Source organism: Erwinia sp. PPS120, assembly GCF_047918655.1.
Classification (GTDB): domain Bacteria; phylum Pseudomonadota; class Gammaproteobacteria; order Enterobacterales; family Enterobacteriaceae; genus Erwinia; species Erwinia tasmaniensis_A.
Genome location: NZ_JBLREF010000006.1, coordinates 12941 through 29410 on the forward strand (window position 1 = coordinate 12941; position 16470 = coordinate 29410).

The 16470-nt window shown below is 49.3% G+C and carries 16 protein-coding genes; 8 read left to right on the plus strand and 8 right to left on the minus strand.

Translation table 11 applies throughout. The features are described 5' to 3' along the window. Nucleotides 1-52 precede the first annotated feature (52 nt). Entirely contained in the window at nucleotides 53-1339 is a 1287-nt protein-coding gene (gabT, locus tag ACLRGG_RS03125; protein ID WP_416248379.1) for a 4-aminobutyrate--2-oxoglutarate transaminase, read from the plus strand. Between the two features lie 84 nt (nucleotides 1340-1423). Further along, nucleotides 1424-2836 (plus strand): GABA permease, encoded by a 1413-nt coding sequence (gene gabP, locus ACLRGG_RS03130; protein WP_416248380.1) that lies wholly within the window; start codon nucleotides 1424-1426, stop codon nucleotides 2834-2836. A gap of 168 nt (nucleotides 2837-3004) precedes the next feature. Here gabP and ACLRGG_RS03135 read toward each other — a convergent pair whose 3' ends face one another. Beyond that, a complete protein-coding gene (locus tag ACLRGG_RS03135) occupies nucleotides 3005-3628 on the minus strand; it encodes a hypothetical protein (protein WP_416248381.1) in 624 nt (207 codons plus the stop codon). Nucleotides 3629-3994: 366 nt separating this feature from the next. On the opposite strand from ACLRGG_RS03135, the gene ACLRGG_RS03140 reads away from it, so the two are divergent. The 3 genes from ACLRGG_RS03140 (at nucleotide 3995) to ACLRGG_RS03150 (ending at nucleotide 6141) form a co-directional block, all read left to right on the plus strand. Then, on the plus strand, nucleotides 3995-4684 hold the full coding sequence (locus ACLRGG_RS03140) for a response regulator (protein WP_416248382.1): 690 nt from the start codon (nucleotides 3995-3997) through the stop codon (nucleotides 4682-4684). Then, nucleotides 4681-5880 carry an ATP-binding protein gene (locus ACLRGG_RS03145; protein ID WP_416248383.1) on the plus strand — a complete coding sequence of 400 codons (1200 nt, stop codon included), beginning with the start codon at nucleotides 4681-4683 and terminating at the stop codon, nucleotides 5878-5880. Before ACLRGG_RS03140 ends, ACLRGG_RS03145 begins: the two co-directional genes overlap by 4 nt. Nucleotides 5881-5958: 78 nt before the next feature. Next, complete coding sequence (locus tag ACLRGG_RS03150; RefSeq protein WP_416248384.1) at nucleotides 5959-6141, plus strand: hypothetical protein; 183 nt, start codon at nucleotides 5959-5961, stop codon at nucleotides 6139-6141. A gap of 49 nt (nucleotides 6142-6190) precedes the next feature. Here the strand turns inward: ACLRGG_RS03150 and ACLRGG_RS03155 are convergent, their stop codons facing one another. Together ACLRGG_RS03155 and ACLRGG_RS03160 are read right to left on the minus strand one after the other, a co-directional pair. Continuing rightward, nucleotides 6191-6406, minus strand: coding sequence for a hypothetical protein (locus ACLRGG_RS03155; RefSeq protein ID WP_416248385.1), 216 nt, complete (start codon nucleotides 6404-6406; stop codon nucleotides 6191-6193). Nucleotides 6407-6521: 115 nt separating this feature from the next. Beyond that, entirely contained in the window at nucleotides 6522-6857 is a 336-nt protein-coding gene (locus ACLRGG_RS03160) for a DMT family transporter (protein WP_416248473.1), read from the minus strand. Between the two features lie 163 nt (nucleotides 6858-7020). On the opposite strand from ACLRGG_RS03160, the gene ACLRGG_RS03165 reads away from it, so the two are divergent. Then, the gene (locus ACLRGG_RS03165) at nucleotides 7021-7776 is read left to right on the plus strand and encodes a MipA/OmpV family protein (RefSeq protein ID WP_416248386.1); all 756 of its coding nucleotides are present in this window, start codon (nucleotides 7021-7023) and stop codon (nucleotides 7774-7776) included. 16 nt (nucleotides 7777-7792) lie between these two features. On the opposite strand, the gene ACLRGG_RS03170 is transcribed toward ACLRGG_RS03165, so the two are convergent. Further along, complete coding sequence (locus tag ACLRGG_RS03170) at nucleotides 7793-9124, minus strand: HdeD family acid-resistance protein (protein WP_416248387.1); 1332 nt, start codon at nucleotides 9122-9124, stop codon at nucleotides 7793-7795. A 2-nt stretch (nucleotides 9125-9126) separates the two neighbouring features. Further along, nucleotides 9127-10425 (minus strand): MASE1 domain-containing protein, encoded by a 1299-nt coding sequence (locus ACLRGG_RS03175; RefSeq protein WP_416248388.1) that lies wholly within the window; start codon nucleotides 10423-10425, stop codon nucleotides 9127-9129. Between the two features lie 351 nt (nucleotides 10426-10776). Here ACLRGG_RS03175 and ACLRGG_RS03180 point away from each other — a divergent pair, with 351 nt between their 5' ends. Beyond that, nucleotides 10777-11679, plus strand: coding sequence for a winged helix-turn-helix domain-containing protein (locus tag ACLRGG_RS03180; RefSeq protein WP_416248389.1), 903 nt, complete (start codon nucleotides 10777-10779; stop codon nucleotides 11677-11679). Beyond that, complete coding sequence (locus tag ACLRGG_RS03185; RefSeq protein ID WP_416248390.1) at nucleotides 11669-12145, plus strand: YqeJ family protein; 477 nt, start codon at nucleotides 11669-11671, stop codon at nucleotides 12143-12145. Before ACLRGG_RS03180 ends, ACLRGG_RS03185 begins: the two co-directional genes overlap by 11 nt. Before the next feature lie 44 nt (nucleotides 12146-12189). Here the strand turns inward: ACLRGG_RS03185 and ACLRGG_RS03190 are convergent, their stop codons facing one another. The 3 genes from ACLRGG_RS03190 to ACLRGG_RS03200 are packed head-to-tail and all read right to left on the minus strand — an operon-like array spanning nucleotide 12190 to nucleotide 16002. Beyond that, entirely contained in the window at nucleotides 12190-12909 is a 720-nt protein-coding gene (locus ACLRGG_RS03190) for a fimbria/pilus periplasmic chaperone (protein ID WP_416248391.1), read from the minus strand. Further along, entirely contained in the window at nucleotides 12869-15271 is a 2403-nt protein-coding gene (locus ACLRGG_RS03195) for a fimbria/pilus outer membrane usher protein (protein WP_416248392.1), read from the minus strand. Before ACLRGG_RS03195 ends, ACLRGG_RS03190 begins: the two co-directional genes overlap by 41 nt. Before the next feature lie 26 nt (nucleotides 15272-15297). Continuing rightward, nucleotides 15298-16002: a DUF1120 domain-containing protein gene (locus ACLRGG_RS03200; RefSeq protein WP_416248393.1), complete on the minus strand. Its 705-nt coding sequence runs from the start codon at nucleotides 16000-16002 to the stop codon at nucleotides 15298-15300. Nucleotides 16003-16470: the final 468 nt, after the last annotated feature.

Consider the following 16470-nt stretch of genomic DNA (forward strand, 5'->3'; position numbering starts at 1 on the left):
TAAATAGACCTGTTATTTAAGTTTTGTAAACACATTATCGCGAGGACGTACGATGAGCGTTAAAAAAAAGAGTATGCAGCAGAGAAAAGAGCAGGCAATCCCGCGTGGTGTCGGCGTCCTCTGTGACTGGTATGTCCAGCGCGCTGAAAACGCCACCCTGTGGGACGATACCGGACGGGCGTGGATCGATTTTGCGGGCGGCATCGCGGTTCTGAATACCGGACATCGTCATCCGCATGTTGAAGACGCGATTGCGCGTCAGCTACAGCTTTTTACCCATACCGCCTTCCAGATCACCCCCTATCAGAACTACGTTGAGCTGGCCGAGCGCATTAACCGTGCCGTGCCAATCGCCGGGCCAGCCAAAACGGCGTTTTTCACCACCGGCGCCGAAGCCGTGGAAAACGCCGTGAAGATAGCCCGCGCCCACACTAAACGACACGGCATTATCACCTTTGGCGGCGGCTTTCATGGCCGCACCTTTATGACCATGGCGATGACCGGAAAAGTCGCGCCCTATAAGCGCGATTTCGGCCCGATGCCCGCCTCAGTGTGGCATGGCCGCTATCCCAGCGCGGCGCATGGCATTAGCGTGGACGATGCTCTCAACAGCCTGCACGACATTTTCAGTCAGGATATCGCGCCGGAAGACGTGGCGGCTATCGTGCTGGAACCGGTCCAGGGTGAAGGCGGCTTTCGCATCGCCCCTACGGAGTTTTTACTTCGCCTGCGCGAGCTGGCGGACAGGCACGGCATTTTGCTGATTGCCGATGAGGTGCAGAGCGGCTTTGGCCGTACGGGCAGGCTGTTTGCGATGGAGCATCATCCGGTAAAAGCCGATTTGATCACCATGGCGAAAAGCCTGGCGGGCGGGATGCCACTTTCAGCGGTGTCGGGTCGTGCAGAGGTGATGGATAGCCCCACGCCGGGCGGGCTGGGCGGCACCTATGCCGGTCATCCGCTGGCCGTTGCCGCCGCACACGCGGTACTCGACGTTATCGAAAAGGAGCAGCTCTGTGAGCGGGCGCAGGATCTCGGCGCCCGGCTGATGACGTTCCTGCATCAGGCGCAGAAGTCCGACTGTGGAATCAGCGACGTCAGAGGGGTCGGTTCGATGGTGGCCGTGGAGTTTTACCATGCGGACGCGGCGAAGGCGGTGCAGCAGCAGGCCATGGATCAGGGCCTGCTGCTGCTGACCTGTGGCCCGGCTGGCAATGTGATCCGCTTCCTTTACCCACTGACCATCCCCGACGAACAGTTTACCCAGGCGCTGGCGATCCTGTCCCAGGTGCTGGGGATGCATACCGCTGACAGCGCAAGCCCTGCCGTCACGGCCTGATACCGGGTCCGCCGTGCGGACCCCCTTACCCATCAAACAGGGTCTGCCGCTGCGGCAGGCTCTGGATGTACCGGAGGAAAAATCATGTCAGCGTTCCCATCTGAAAATGGTGCAATGTCACACGGCCTGAAACCACGCCACGTCCGTATGCTGTCGATTGCCGGTGTTATTGGTGCCGGTCTGTTCGTCGGTTCCGGTCACGCCATTGCCGCTGCGGGGCCTGCCGTCCTGCTTGCCTACCTGGCAGCCGGTGCGCTGGTGGTGGTGATTATGCGTATGCTGGGCGAAATGGCGGTCGACAGCCCCGATACGGGGTCGTTTTCGACCTATGCGGATAAAGCGCTTGGCCGCTGGGCCGGTTTTACCATTGGCTGGTTGTACTGGTGGTTTTGGGTGCTGGTGATCCCGCTTGAGGCAAACGCCGCCGCCACCATTCTGAATGCCTGGTTTCCGCAGATCGCCATCTGGATGTTTACCCTGGCGATCACCCTTGTCCTGACCGGCACCAACCTGCTAAGCGTAAAGAACTATGGCGAGTTTGAGTTCTGGTTTGCGCTGATTAAGGTTATTGCCATTGTCGCCTTCCTTATTGTCACGGCGCTGGCGGTCACGGGGATGCTCCCCCACAGCGGCGTCAGCGGCGTTTCTCATCTGTGGGATACGCACGGTTTTATGCCCAACGGTGTGGGTGCGGTTATGGCCGCGATTCTGACCACCATGTTCTCCTTTATGGGAACCGAAATCGTCACTATCGCCGCCGCCGAGTCAAAAAACCCGGGGACCGAGGTCACCAAAGCAACCAATTCCGTTATCTGGCGCATCGCCCTGTTTTATCTTCTGTCGATCTTCTTTGTCGTCGCGCTGGTTCCCTGGAACACGCCCGCGCTGGCTAAGGTTGGCTCGTATCAGACCGTGCTACAGGCGATGAATATCCCTCACGCCCGGCTGATTGTTGATCTGGTGGTGTTAGTGGCGGTGTGCAGCTGTCTGAACTCTGCGCTCTATACGTCTTCACGCATGCTCTATTCGCTGGCCCGCCGTAAGGATGCCCCGCGCGCCGCGGGCCAAACGGATGCAAAAGGCACGCCACGGGTGGCGGTACTGCTCTCCACCGCGGCAGCGTTTATTACCGTGATTGCGAACTACCTCGCCCCCGCTGCCGTATTCGAGTTCCTGCTCGCCAGCTCAGGGGCCGTTGCCCTGCTGGTTTATCTGGTGATTGCTGCGTCTCATCTGGTGATGCGCAGGCAGCGCGAAGCCAGAGGGGAGGAAATCACCTATCGGGTCTGGCTTTTCCCGGGGCTAACGTGGCTGACCATCGGGTTTATTATTACCATTCTGACGGTAATGATCTTCTCGGTTGAACATCGCGCCGAGATGATTGCCACCGCCGTGCTGGCTCTGACCGTGGTGATTATTGGCCGGATAGTTCACAGCAGGCAGACGGTGGCAAAGCATACCCGCCTTAAGCCTCTGCACTCGTCGGATCATCTCTGACTATGAGCACTTAACAGGGGAATTGTGGTACAAAACTGCTCTGGCCCGACAAAGGGCAGCTTTTAATCCACTACGGTACCCAGCCCGCCGCAACTCTTCTGACGCCCATAAAAAATCCCCGTAAGCGGGGATTTTTTATGGGCGTCAGGTTTGAACTTCAATCAACTCTTAGTGATTTTCCTGAGTGAGGGAAGGCTGCCTTCCCGCCTGCCGTTTTGTTTTAAGGAGCATCACCAGGCCAAACATAATAATCAGATAGCCTAAGCTCTGCGTCGGCTCCTCTACCGTATTCTTTAGTCCTTCGCTATAGTCAATATAGCTGACATCCTGATAGACAAAGCGATTGCCAATCAGCCTTGACCAGACCAGCACAATTAAAAGCCCGCAGATAATGTAATTATAATAACCGTTCATGTGCATTTCCCGTAAAGCGACAAAGGGTTTTCTAACGCCCTCGCTCAGCGCCTTATATGAAAAATAGAGTGAGAACAGTATTGCCGGAATGTACCATTTCAGATGGTGATTAAAGAGATCGCGTATAACCTCCCGATTCTCTCTGATGAGCATCGCCGTGAATAAGCCTATAATTAAATACAAACCATGATTAAGATCGCTTTCCTGTTTTATTTTACACAGCAGAATGATGTCTATTGCAAGAAATAGCGTATGCGTTATAGCTGTAATTGAATACTTACCCACTTCATTTTCGAATATTTTATTGTCAATCATCACCAGCAGATAGGGCAAAGTCATCAAGACTGCCAGTGAAGTATATTCGAATATTTTTTTCATGATATTTTTCTGATTAAAAATAATTCGGCACTTTATCAGCTACTGCTTATTTTTTATTAGCCATAAATGCCATAAGCCAGGCTGCACGACGAATAAAAATTAGCCAGCAACTAATTAAAAAAGCTGAATACATCAGTGTGGAAATAATATCTTCGCTCGTCACCGTGAGAATGACTACTATTGACAGGCGGCCGCACCGTTGCATGTGCGTTAATGTGCCGCCTGAATTTTTTGGTTATCATTCTTTCTTTGTCGGGTATTCGGGCGTACGGCTCTGTTAGCGATCGGCTTAAGGTCGCAGGGTTGATACCGTCCCCTTTTATCGCTTTGGGATAAAACATAACATCATCAGGAGAGGGAACAGAGATGAAACGCGTACTGATTATCGAGGATGATGCCGATGCTGCGGGCGTACTTGAAGCCTACCTCCTGCGGGAAAACTATCAGGTGTCCATTGCTGGCAACGGACTGGCCGGGCTTGAGATGTCACATCGCTGGAAGCCGGATCTCATTCTGCTGGATGTGATGCTACCCGGTATGAACGGCACCGAGGTGCTGGCCGCCGTGCGCCGCAGGACCGACATTCCGGTTATTATGGTGACGGCGATGAGCGACCCGTCGGATAAAATCGGTGCGCTACGCTACGGGGCCGACGATTACGTGGTCAAACCCTATAATCCGGGAGAGGTGGTCGCCCGCGTCCAGGCGGTGCTGCGCCGCACAGCGGCCCATGCACAGAGCGCGACGCGGCTTCGCTGGCTGAATCTTGAGGTAGATCCGCTGGCGCTGACGGCAGTGGTCGATGATGAGGAGCAGGGCCAGCAGTGGCTGGAGCTTACGCCAACGGAATTCGCTTTACTGGCCTTTACCATGCGGGCACAAACTCAGCCTTTCTCCCGCCAGCAGCTGCTGGAGCACTGTCTGCCGGACAGCGAGGCGCTGGAGCGCGTGGTGGACACCCACGTTTACAATCTGCGAAAGAAACTTGAATCAGCGGGGATCACTAACGTGCTACATAACGTTCGTGGCGTCGGCTACCGGTTCCGTCAGCCATGAAGACGCCACAGCAGCAAACACTCTGGCGCTGGATTTGTCTGCGGGTACTGACGCTCGCCATTGGTTCAGTGGTCCTGATTGCCTTTAGTATGTGGCTGCGCTTTGTTATTCAGAATCTCTGGGTGCTCCACCATATGCCACCGGCGAAGCGCAGGGAGTTTGCACTGTTGCTTGAGCACCCGGAGCGCGACCTGGCGCGTTTTCACCATCTGATGGATACCGGCTGGGGGATCAGCTACTCGGCCCCCAACGTTGCGTCGGCAGACTGGCTGATGCTGGGCGTACTGGTGGTGATTGCCATTCCCTTTATCGTGCTGTTAGGGCTCCGCTCTGCGCGTCCGCTCTCTTTGCAGTTCAGCAGGCTGGCAACGGCGGCGGGCGCGATTGCCCGGGGGGAATTTTCAACCCGGGTGGGCATTGTCGACAAAGCCCCGGCGGAACTTGCTCGTTTCACGCGAAATTTCAATACTATGACTCACCAGCTTGAACGATACGATCGGGAGCTTCGCGCCTCTCATGTGGCCATGGCCCATGAGCTGCGCTCTCCCCTGACGGCCGCTATCGGGCGGCTACAGGGGATGATTGACGGCGTGTTTAAACCCGAGCCTGCGCAGTTGCAGATGGTTATGAAACAGTTGGTCCTGCTTAATACCCTCACCGATGAGCTGCACCTGCTGTCGCTCGCGGATGCCGGGCGCCTGTTATTAACCCACAATGAACTGGACCTGGTCGAGCTGCTCCAGGAGCGGGCTGCCTGGCTAAAACCGCAGGCCGGGGCGGCAGGCATGGCGATCGCCATCAGCCCCTCGTCCCCCGTCCCCTTTAAAGGCGATAGCTTTCGTCTCGGGCAGGTCTTTACGATTATTATGGAAAATGCCCTGCGCTACGCCTGTGAAGGCAAGCGGCTTGAAGTTGCCGTAAGCCGTCGTCCGGAAGCCTGTGAAATTACCTTCAGGGACTGGGGGCCGGGCGTGACGGAAGCCTTCTTACTGACCATGTTTGAGCGCTTTACCCGTGCTGAATCTTCACGCGCCAGGCACTCCGGCGGCAGTGGCTTAGGGCTGTCTATTGCGCGAGCCGTGTGTGAGGCCTGTGGCGGCACGGTTTACGCCAGCTTACCGGCCGGTGGGGGTCTGCAAATCACCCTGCTTTTACCGGTTACAATCGCCGACGCCGATAAAAAAAGCGAAACTTGACCGTCTCTTGATAATAACTACAGGGAATCTTGACACACTGTTGATGAAATAGCCGCATCTCAACGGAGGATGCAGGTTATGACCAACACATTCATGCATTATGCACTGCAGGTTTTTCATCATATCTTTGTGCCCGCACACCTTACCGGGCTATTGCCGGTCATTGCATTCGTCATACCGGTGATATTTGCGCTGACCGGCTGCCATGATAGTCCACATACCCAAACGACACCCAGCTGCCCGGTTTGCTATGTGGATTAAGGAAAAACACACGGCATCCCTACGCCATTCGGCAAAGCGGGCTGGCACTTCAGCCCGCTTTGCTATCGAATGAGCGTATGAAAACGCTTTCCGGCAGATGAATATTCTCATCCGGCAATTCAGCCGTGTCCGCACTATTGAAGGTGAACTGGTGCGGCACCGGTCTGCCCTGACAGGGCTGATGCGTCAGGGGTGCAGACTGAGCCAGTGAAACCGAGGATACGCCAAGCAGAAATAAACCGACAACAAACCGTGAAATCTTCATTTTTTCTCCCCGAATCAGTGTGATGGAAAGAACTTACGCTTTTAATTCTCAGTTATTGTCAGCCAATGCTAAAGTTTTGGCAGCAGTTGTGATAACCGTTTATTCGCGCTCAACATTAGTGAGCGACGGATTTGGAGAAAAGCTGGATAATAATGATGCCGGCAGCAATAAAGGCAATGCCTGTCAGCGCAGGCAGATCCAGCTTCTGCTTGTAGAGGAAAAATGACATAACCGACACCAGAAAAATGCCCATACCAGCCCAGATGGCATAGGCAATGCCGAGATTCATCGATTTCACGACGTGAGACAGGCCGTATAATGAAACCGAATAGCCGATAACCACCAGCATGCTCGGAAGGGGCCGGGTAAATCCTTCGGAGGCTTTCATCATGGTTGTCGCCAGCGTTTCGGCCACAATAGAAACAAATAAAATTGCGTAAATATTAAACATTGTGCCTTCTTTATCCTGTCTGGGCGCGAGTGCACGCGGATTGTTGATATCTTCAGCGGCTATTCTACGTTCAAATTGTTCCGGGACCAAATGTACCCGATAAGGATCATCGCCGCGGTTATCGCGACTACACTCTTTTTTATGACTGAATATAAGAACCCAGATGAAAATGAAATCAGCCATTAAATATTTAATCACGCTCTTTATTATTTTTACTGCTCTGGCCGCACGAGCCAGCGCCGCGGATTTATCCCTGGGTGTGCAGGGAGAGGTTAACGCCCTGCCCTGGCGTAATTATAAAACCACCTGGTCTGCCCTGCCCTATGTCGGCTATGACAATGCCCACTGGTATGTTGATGGGCTGGAAGCCGGGGTTTATGCGATTAATGACGATGTACATCAGCTTAAAGCACGGCTTTATTATCTCGATATGGAATTTGACCCGAAAAGAAGTCACGCATCCCGCATGCGCGAACTGGACAACCGTCACGCGACGATGATGGGCGGAGTAAGCTACCAGCGCATCACCCCGGTCGGCGCATTCAGGGCAGAGCTTTCAACGGACACGCTGGGAGAAAGTAACGGCCTGCTGGGCACGCTCGCCTGGGCGGGCCAGGTTTCCCTCACCGGCGTGGATATCTACCCAGAGGCCGGGGTCGACTGGCTTAATGCCCAGCAGGCTCGCTATTACTATGGCATTAGCCGGGAAGAAGCGTCCCGCTCGGGTATGTCCGCCTTTTCACCCGGCCAGGCGTTTTCACCCTGGCTGGCGGTGGCCGCTGACTGGCATGTCACATCGCACCTGCATTTTTACCTGCAGCCACGCATCACCTTTCTGCCCGCTCCCCTGCGCCACAGCCCTATGGTCTCCCAGAGCCACTTCTGGACGTTAAATTCGGGGCTGGTCTGGACGTTCTGAACGCGGCCGCTGGCGGCTATTTCCCAGCGCGGCCCTGCTGGTGGGAGTAGCGCCACTTCCACGGCATCCTCTGTGACCAGGGCAGCGCAACGGGATGGACTACCGCGCTAAGCGCGCGCGCATAGTCCATCACCAGACCGGGCGTCCAGGCCATCATCAGGGCGCGCTTGCGAACCTGAGAAGCGATCCAGAGTTCAGGCATAAAGAATATTTTGAGGGTATGGGCCCAGCTCTTGCTCCGTGATGAGAGAACGCCCTCCAGGGCAGCCTCCAGCGCATAGGCCACGCTGCTGGAGCAGTTACGGTAGGTCAGGTTATAAATCTCATGCCGGGAATAGATCTGCCAGAAAGCCGACAGCGAGGCTATATTGTAGTTGGTGAAAATAACCTGCCTGTCCGAGTGGCACCAGTCGGCGGCTTCGGTTTCGTAGCTGGGCTGAAAGGATCCCTTAACGTCATTGTCCTGGGTGGCCTTCAATACGCGGAAAAACTCTGAAGGGGAGCGGTCAATATCTTCCGCAGGATAGAGGCTGATGTAAAGCAGTGAGGGCACCTCAAGAGCTGCATGCCCCGTGGAGATCACGCCATCCTCATCAACGGCCGCGATATAGCGGTTAATCACCGGCCGGGAAACCGGGGTATGTTCTGCCGATCCCTCCGGCGTCCAGATATGCACGATAAGCATATTCCCGGATAAGCCGGTTTGTTTTTCAGCCAGCGCCGCCAGCGCTGCACTCTCCTCAAGCGTCCACTCCCTGTGTCCTAAGGTACCCTGAGGCTGTATCAGCTGGAACACCGAGCTGGCATGCCGTATACGTCTTGCCCGCCCGGCGGTAAATAAACAGTTCAGGCCGCTGCCGGCCATTAAGAAACCGAGGAAGAATGAGACGGCAGCCTGGTTATGAATAAACAGAAAGAAGGCAAAAAACATCTGTACCAGGCCGTAAAAAATATTCAGCTGCCAGCGCGGATAGCGAACGACCCAGGCCGAGACGCCCACAAAAAGGCCGATAATGAAGAATGAAAAACCAAACATAACCGACAGCAGCAGGTTGCTGTATTTCTGGTTGATAACGATGACCAGCGCACAAAACAGGAACGTTACCCCTTTAAAATAGAGCACCGCTTTCTGCGCCCCAGCTCCGCTGGAGGCAACGCTCAGGGTGACAATGCTCTCGATCATCAATAAAAAGCCAAAGGTTTTCAGTGGAAAATAGAGCTGACCATCCAGCCCGTCGAAAAAGACCAGCGCGCCCAACGTGCCCCACAGCAGGCCGATAAACCAAAGATATTTTGACTTGGTTCTGACAAATTCAGCACCAAAGAGTAACAAGGCGATCTGCACCATTTTTACTTATCCATAAGGTCGGTTTTGAAAAGCGGCAGGGTTTTCGTTACACGCCATTTCCCTACAATCATTTGCGGCGTATTTTGGCTAAAAAAGAGGCTTCCACTGTCGGTGACTCTGATCCAGGCCCCCTCATCGGTGCTGAGCCGAAACTGGATAATCGGCAGATTGGTGTCAGCATCTGCACCCGCCCAGTGGGCGGCCAGAATATCCCTGTCATCCTGATGAACCTGCTGCATCAGCGTTTCCCGGTGTGAAAGGGCTTTCTTATCAATACGGGTTAATTCACCACTGAGGTTGCCCCAGGCGATCTCGCCGGTCGCAAGGTTTAGCTGATAAACGGCATACTGCTTTGTCTGAATGCCGTCCGCCGCGTCAAGGTGCGAAATATCCCGGGTAATGACCCTGATAAACACCATTAACAGCGTGGTTGCGGTTAAATAGCCCTGAATAAGCATCAGCGGCTCATGTGGATACAGCCCTTTCATAAAGAAAGGACCCAGCTTATTATTGGTAAAATACATCGCAATGGCGGACAGCGTCAGTAGCGCCAGTGAGCCGCCCCGATTGCCCCACAGCAGTGACATTAAAACGGCGAACAGGACCGGTATACAGGCCAGTGAAAAAATCAGGGCCTCGCTGTAAAGATGAAAATTATTATGGGAAAAACTTTTAACTGTATTATTAAATATCAGCAAACTACTCAGGCATAATAGTACCCAGACAATAAGACCCGGAAAAATGTTTTTTATTATCGAAGTGCTGGTTCGCAGGCGGGTGTTCATAAACCCCATAATCACCGTCGTAGCAAATATAATCCCCGTCGTATCAGCGATAAAACCACCCCAAAAAATCTCTTTGAAGTTGGCATTTCTGAAGAAATTCAGTCCAGTTGAAAAAAGCAGCGCATCAACAAAGCTGACTAAAATAGTTGCAAAAAGCCATAAGAGAATAATATGCAGATCGTCGCCTGGGCGGGAAAAGTAACGTGTAATCCAGGCAATCAGCATACTCGCTGGCATAGCAATAATGGCGTAGATTATTGAAAGGGTTAACTTATTATCGAATGCATTGTCGAGGATGATGTTAATTGAAATAAAGGAGAGTAACAGCACCGGCCATAAACGCCACCTGGCGCACAAAAAAGCCGCTGTTGCCACCCCAGCGGGAAACCAGACAATCGAAATTTCTGCATCGATGGCATCGACTTTTAGTGAAATAACGCCTGAAATATAGTACACCACCATCCACAGCGCGATGGATACTGCATTATTCTGAAAGAAAGAAGCCGCGCGATTCATTTTTCATTTCTCTTAATTTTCTTGTGACCTGCCCGACAGTATAAACTCAATCTTTTTTTCTTCAATAGGCAGGTTTCAGTAAACGCATCTGCGCTATATTTATGATAAGTCGTGATATTTAACCCCTTATCTTCCCTCCGTTAGCACACTTGTTACTGGCAGGTCAGAACAAGCCTGACGCTATACTGCCAGTCATTCTGTTACGCCTCGACCCTTTCTTATGGGTAACCCAGACGGTGTTTTTCAGTATAACACCGGGGGTGATTTAATCTGTAAGTAAAGTTACAATTAAAGCGTTTTTAGCGAAAGCTTCATTCACCTGCCCTTAATGAAACGAGAACTATAATAACCATGAGCAGAGTAATTGTATTAGAGGATTGCATTGAATTTATGCCGGAGAAAAAAAATCTCAAATCAGCGAGCATGGAAGTTTCTATCAGCACGCCGGCATCGTACTGCTTGCTACTTTTACTTGAAAAGCAGGGCGAACTGGTCACTCATGAGGCGCTATTCAACTACGCCTGGCGACGCTTTGGTATGGAAGCGACGGCTAATACGCTGTATCAAAATATTTCAGTCATTCGGCGTGGACTCTCCCAGTGTGGCTTAAAGGAAGATAGTATACGAACTATGCCCCGGCGCGGGTTTATTCTTTCTCCTTTGCTAAAGGTAACGTTTCTGAATAGCGACTCTCTTATTCAGGAAAAAAAAGAACACAAATTGATTATATCGCCACCTGAATCAGCAGAAACAAACCCCGAGGAACGCGATTTGTCAGATGCAACTCACTTTGAGCATGCAGTTCCTGCTCCCGAGTTGAACCCCGCAGTGCCGGGTAAGGGTCCGGCATCATCACCTGAAGCGGTAAGTACTCTTCAGGTTGAGGAAGCGGGAGTGCCCTTAAAAGCTGGCCTGCAATTAGGGTATTTATTATCTGCGCTGACCTGCGTCCTGCTAACATGTAGCATATTACTTTATGTAAGTACCAGCTCTCATTTCAGCAGTATCAATTACCAGTATCTGACTGATTATAAAGACTGTGAGTATTATATAAATAGTGATGGGGAAACGGACGGGCGCGCTATTAGATTGGTACATCAGCTTAATAAGACCTGTAAATATGCCCGTTACAACTATCTTACTAAATATAGTGAGGGCGGAATGGTCTCTGTGATAAACTGTAAAAAGAAACTTGGCTACCTGAGTGGAAGTCAGTGCATCTCTGAATATATTACGAGATTAGATGATGAATAAACTAAAAACCGCGCTTATCTTTTTATTCTGTACAATTAGTGCTGGCCTCCTTTTCTTATGGTGGTATCTTATTGCCCTCAGTCGCAACATTGAATGCGTAAGTAATTACACTATCCACAATGACACTGACAAAATGAGTCTGCTAATCAGCAGAAAGCTCGAGCATGGCAAAGGCACAGACACGCTGATCGGAAGGCTTTACCGGGAGGGTAAAGTGGTAGGTAATATTGAACGTACTATTAATTATCGATATATTGAAGAAAATTCTCGCTATACCATGACAACTGAGACTGTTTTAAAAGGTGTTCATGACGACATCAGTGATAAGGAAATGGCGGGATGCCTGTCATCCCTTTACATAAAACCTGGCACGCAAAGTGTAAGCGTCATCAAAAATATCGGTATAACAGGTTGGATGGTCTATACCAGCCCCGTACCGCTCTATTTCTGTAGAAAAGAATCTTAAGAAGGGCAGTAATCTCAGTATGACTAAGATTACTGCCCGTCCGTTTAGTTTTTTAGCGTTATTTCATGATCCGATATTTTAAGATTGAAGCTTGAAACCGTCGTAAAATGCAGGCTGGTTGAGGGGGATAACTTACCCCTTGCTTTTGTACAGATCTCCGAGTCAGGCAGCAGATAGGTGTTTTGAAAGACAATATTTTCAACTGGATTGCTGAGTTTCATTGTGTTATTGAACCGAAACACCTTCCTGGTTGGATTATGCAGACAGACCTGATTGCCTTTGAAACGATAATCAATCATCGTCCATAAATCCTTTTCCATAATGGAGGGCAACACGCCGACAACGACCGGCAGATCCTGAGCTATCGCGAACTGGACTCGCGGTGATTTATCGTTTTTACGCGGAGGAAGTCCGCTAAATACAACACGGGCAAGATGTTCCCGATCCAAAGCACGATTGCTCTTAAAAATAAGCCGTACGGTTTGTGTGTCACCAGGCCCAACAACGATTGTAGGGGGTGAGGTATAAAGTGTGCCGCCGCCCAAATCGTCATCACTTAACTTAACGATTTTGCTGTAAAGCAAAATACTGTCATTACCAGTATTTTTGATATCTATCGCTCCTTCCTTTTCTCCATCGGGGATCATCACCACCGTAGAAGAGGGCATTATACCGGCATGTGCATAAGTGGTTAGAAATAACGACAGGATCACTCCTGATATTTTATTTCGTACAGTTAAAGCGGGCATCAATAATACTTTCATTGTGTTTCTCCAGGTTTGTTATAAGTTTGCAGGTTTGATGTAAATTAGCAGGGGTTGTCATCCCCTCTTTCTTCATCGTTTCAATCCAGGTCTGATCGACGAGTAGAATATTTCGATCGATGAAGTTGGTAATAAATTTCCCATTTTTGTCATAAAAATCAAAATACTGCTTGATTTCTTTTGGTGGATCGACCCAATGCAACAGCAACGTTTTACTCTCGCGGGCATGGAAAGACAGGTAAGTAACCGATCCGCGCATACTAATGAAATCACGTCGGTTTTGTTCAATAACCACGCTGGAGTCAAGCCCTTTAGGATCGACCTGAACATAGTCCTCACGATCCTCAAGAAGGCGGGGAATAATTGCCTTACCATCATGATTCGTTTGCACGGAGGATGTTTTTGATCTGATAGTCACGAAATGATGTAGTCCCGTATCGACCACAGCGTACGTATCTTTTATCTTTTGTGGGGAAAATATTATTCCGCTACGGTTAATGCCAATTGAACCTGAAAACATTGCCGATAACTGCTCTGAACGCTGGTTACTTTGAATGCCTTGTGAGAAGTCCAGCATGGCGTGCGTATAGGCGGTGTTAAAGGTGTTATCAATATAGTTTCGGGTTGATCGGTAATCCCCAATACTTTTTCGACTACCTGCACTCACTGAATAGAGATCATTAACACGGGTTGACATGCTATTATCAAAATCCGTTCCATTGGCATTATGGTAAGCAGATGAATAGATATCGACCTGCCTCGATCCAATAAATAAGGGCAGACTGACATTGAGGCTAACGTTCATTTTATCATTCATACTTTGCTTAGACGCACTGGATGAATAGTTAACGCCCATGTTGATAGTGGCTTTTTTGATTCGCGTGGTGACGTTAAACGCTAAAACGTTTCTACCGGGCTGGTCGTAGTAGCTGTAGCGAGTGGCGCTGAAAGAAGTTGAAAAAAGCCCTGAAATCGGTACAGATTGCGAAATCCCCACGCTATTTTTCTGACTGGCATGATAGCGTCTTAACGCCTGACCCGGCGAGGTGAAGTTTGGAGTAGTTTGTGAGAAGCTCAGCGACGTTCCCTGCCAGTCGAATGAGGTTGTGAGATTTATCCCAAGCTTATGTTGTTCATTCTGCGCAGTTTGCAGCCACGTTGATGTATTAAATGATTTAGCTATCATGCTGTTTGACAGCGAAACGCCCTGATAATTATGACGCGCCACGAATGAAATAGCGGGACTCAGGATATTGTTAAAGCTTTTATTAGCGCCCGCCCCCAGCGTAATCTCACGTTCGTCATACAGGCTTCGTCCTGCAAAGAAGTAATAACCCACCTCTGCTGAATTTACGGTTTTTATCTGAGCAGGAGAGAGGATCCGGGTTTCCATCAGACGATCGTTTCGCATAATACGCACTGTTACATCTTTTGTCGCAGTAAGTACCGGAATATTATCGAACGCATTGTGACCTTTATTCAGGCGCTGCTTCCAGATTAGCTGATCATTTTGCCAGAATTCAGCGGTAGAAATTTCTGAACTATCATAATAAAAACTGACAAAAGCCGTTCCGCTACCGCTACCCGATGAAATAGCAGCACCATCAATATAGCCAGAGCCAAAACTGGTGTCTGGTGAAGAGAAACGCCCTGTACGTACGCGATGATCCATAATATTTTTATCAATATACACATCCTGAAGGGTATTGCTGCTTCTTGAAGAACTATTACTAGTATAGGATGAGTAGTAGCCGTGTGACCGCACAATTGTATTTTCAGCATTAAACCCCAGCTCATAATTATTACTCAGGCCACGCGAATGCGTAGCACCTGACTTATAACTATTGCTATACAGATCATAATTTATGATAGCACCGATGCCTCCCCGGTTAATTTTGATACCTGACGGGTTTTGCAAAAAAATTCCGGGAACCGTTAGCTTAAGTGTGTTATTTGCGCGGTCGTAACGCATCCGAACAGATGCCGTCAGTACAACATAACGTTTACCATTGACAGAGAAACGGCTTTTTACTGCATCTTTTTTCAATTCAAGCTTAAGAAAATACTTCTCATCAATGCCTGTTTCCCGCTCCTTTTCCCGATAGAATATTTCCCCCTGGCCTTCAGACCAGCGGTTCAAAATAATATTAACGCGGTTAATCCCACTGTAGGGTACACTTTGATTGATAGCATCATCAATTTGTTGAGCGGTAATTCCTTCGTGTTTAATTAGATTTTCATCAAAATTTAGCTGCCCGGCGCCCACTGCCACTAATGGAAATAGCAGCAGGAATAAAATAATTTTTCTCATTTTTATAATATTGCATAATATCCCACCCTGGGGTGGGATATTAATTTCCATTATTTATCTCTATGTGTCAGTAACAACTACCAGTAGCGAACATTAATCTTAGCCACACCGTCGAACGGGATTTCGCCGCTCATCGCCAGATTTTTCTGTGGACTGATCTGCGGTTGAACCGCCAGAGTCCAAACGTAGTCATTTCCTGTAATGACCTTTTTGCCATCAGTAGCCGTCCAGTCTTCTGTTTTTCTATAGCTCCACTTATTGAGAGGATTAACAACGTTGAAGTTAGTCGAAATATGTGATGTGTCCTTCAAAAATCCATAATTATTATAGCTTTTACCATCAACGGTTACTGCGGTAGGGGTGATCGTATAATTCCCAATAGGATTATTACCACTATCATTGCCAAGCCCGAAAGTGTAGGTTTTATCGGAATGACCAATTATATTGGTCCCACCATTTTGGAGTGGCGCGTTCACCCCATTCGCTGCTGTACCTTCACGTGTATCTGTAATATAAAAGGCGGCAGCCTGCTTGGCATCGGTGCAGCTGATAGCCAGCGTCGCGTCCTTAGCATCCAGAGTCGTAACTGTTGAGTTAGATAAAGAAGACCAGGGTACCGAACCATAGTCGAGATCCTGTCCTGATGTCACAGATGCACTACATCCCGCTAGCGTTATTTTTCCATGAACATGGATATCACCAGCCTGATCGGCTAATGCATTAAATGTAGTGCAGGTGATTCCAGCCAGTGCGATACTTTGAACGATAATTTTTATACTCATAATATTCTCTGATAATTTAAAGGTTTAAATTGCAATCAGAAGCAGTCATCCGATATTTCTGAAATATGATATCCCAATGGTCTGACTTCTGTGACACATCATAGATTTGCCAGATATCATCTCAAGTTTTAATTTCTTATATAAGATAACTAAGGATCTTAAACCGCCTCTTTTTTAGAAAAAAAGATGAAAAAGAATCTATTAAGATAAGCATGAAATGCCATTTAAGCTATATAAATCAATGTGTTAACTACAATACATTAGCCACAAACTATAATATTAGTTACATAACAACCTGGAAATAGATAGCATTTTGAAACGCGTTAAACTTTTGCGCATAAAACAACACCTCCTCTTAAAACCTTAGCGCTGTATGGGGAAGTTATTGCTACACCTTCTATTAAATGGTGTTTTTTTATTTTATTATAACAATTTATCTTAAACAGCCTTCAAAGCTATTGTCATAAT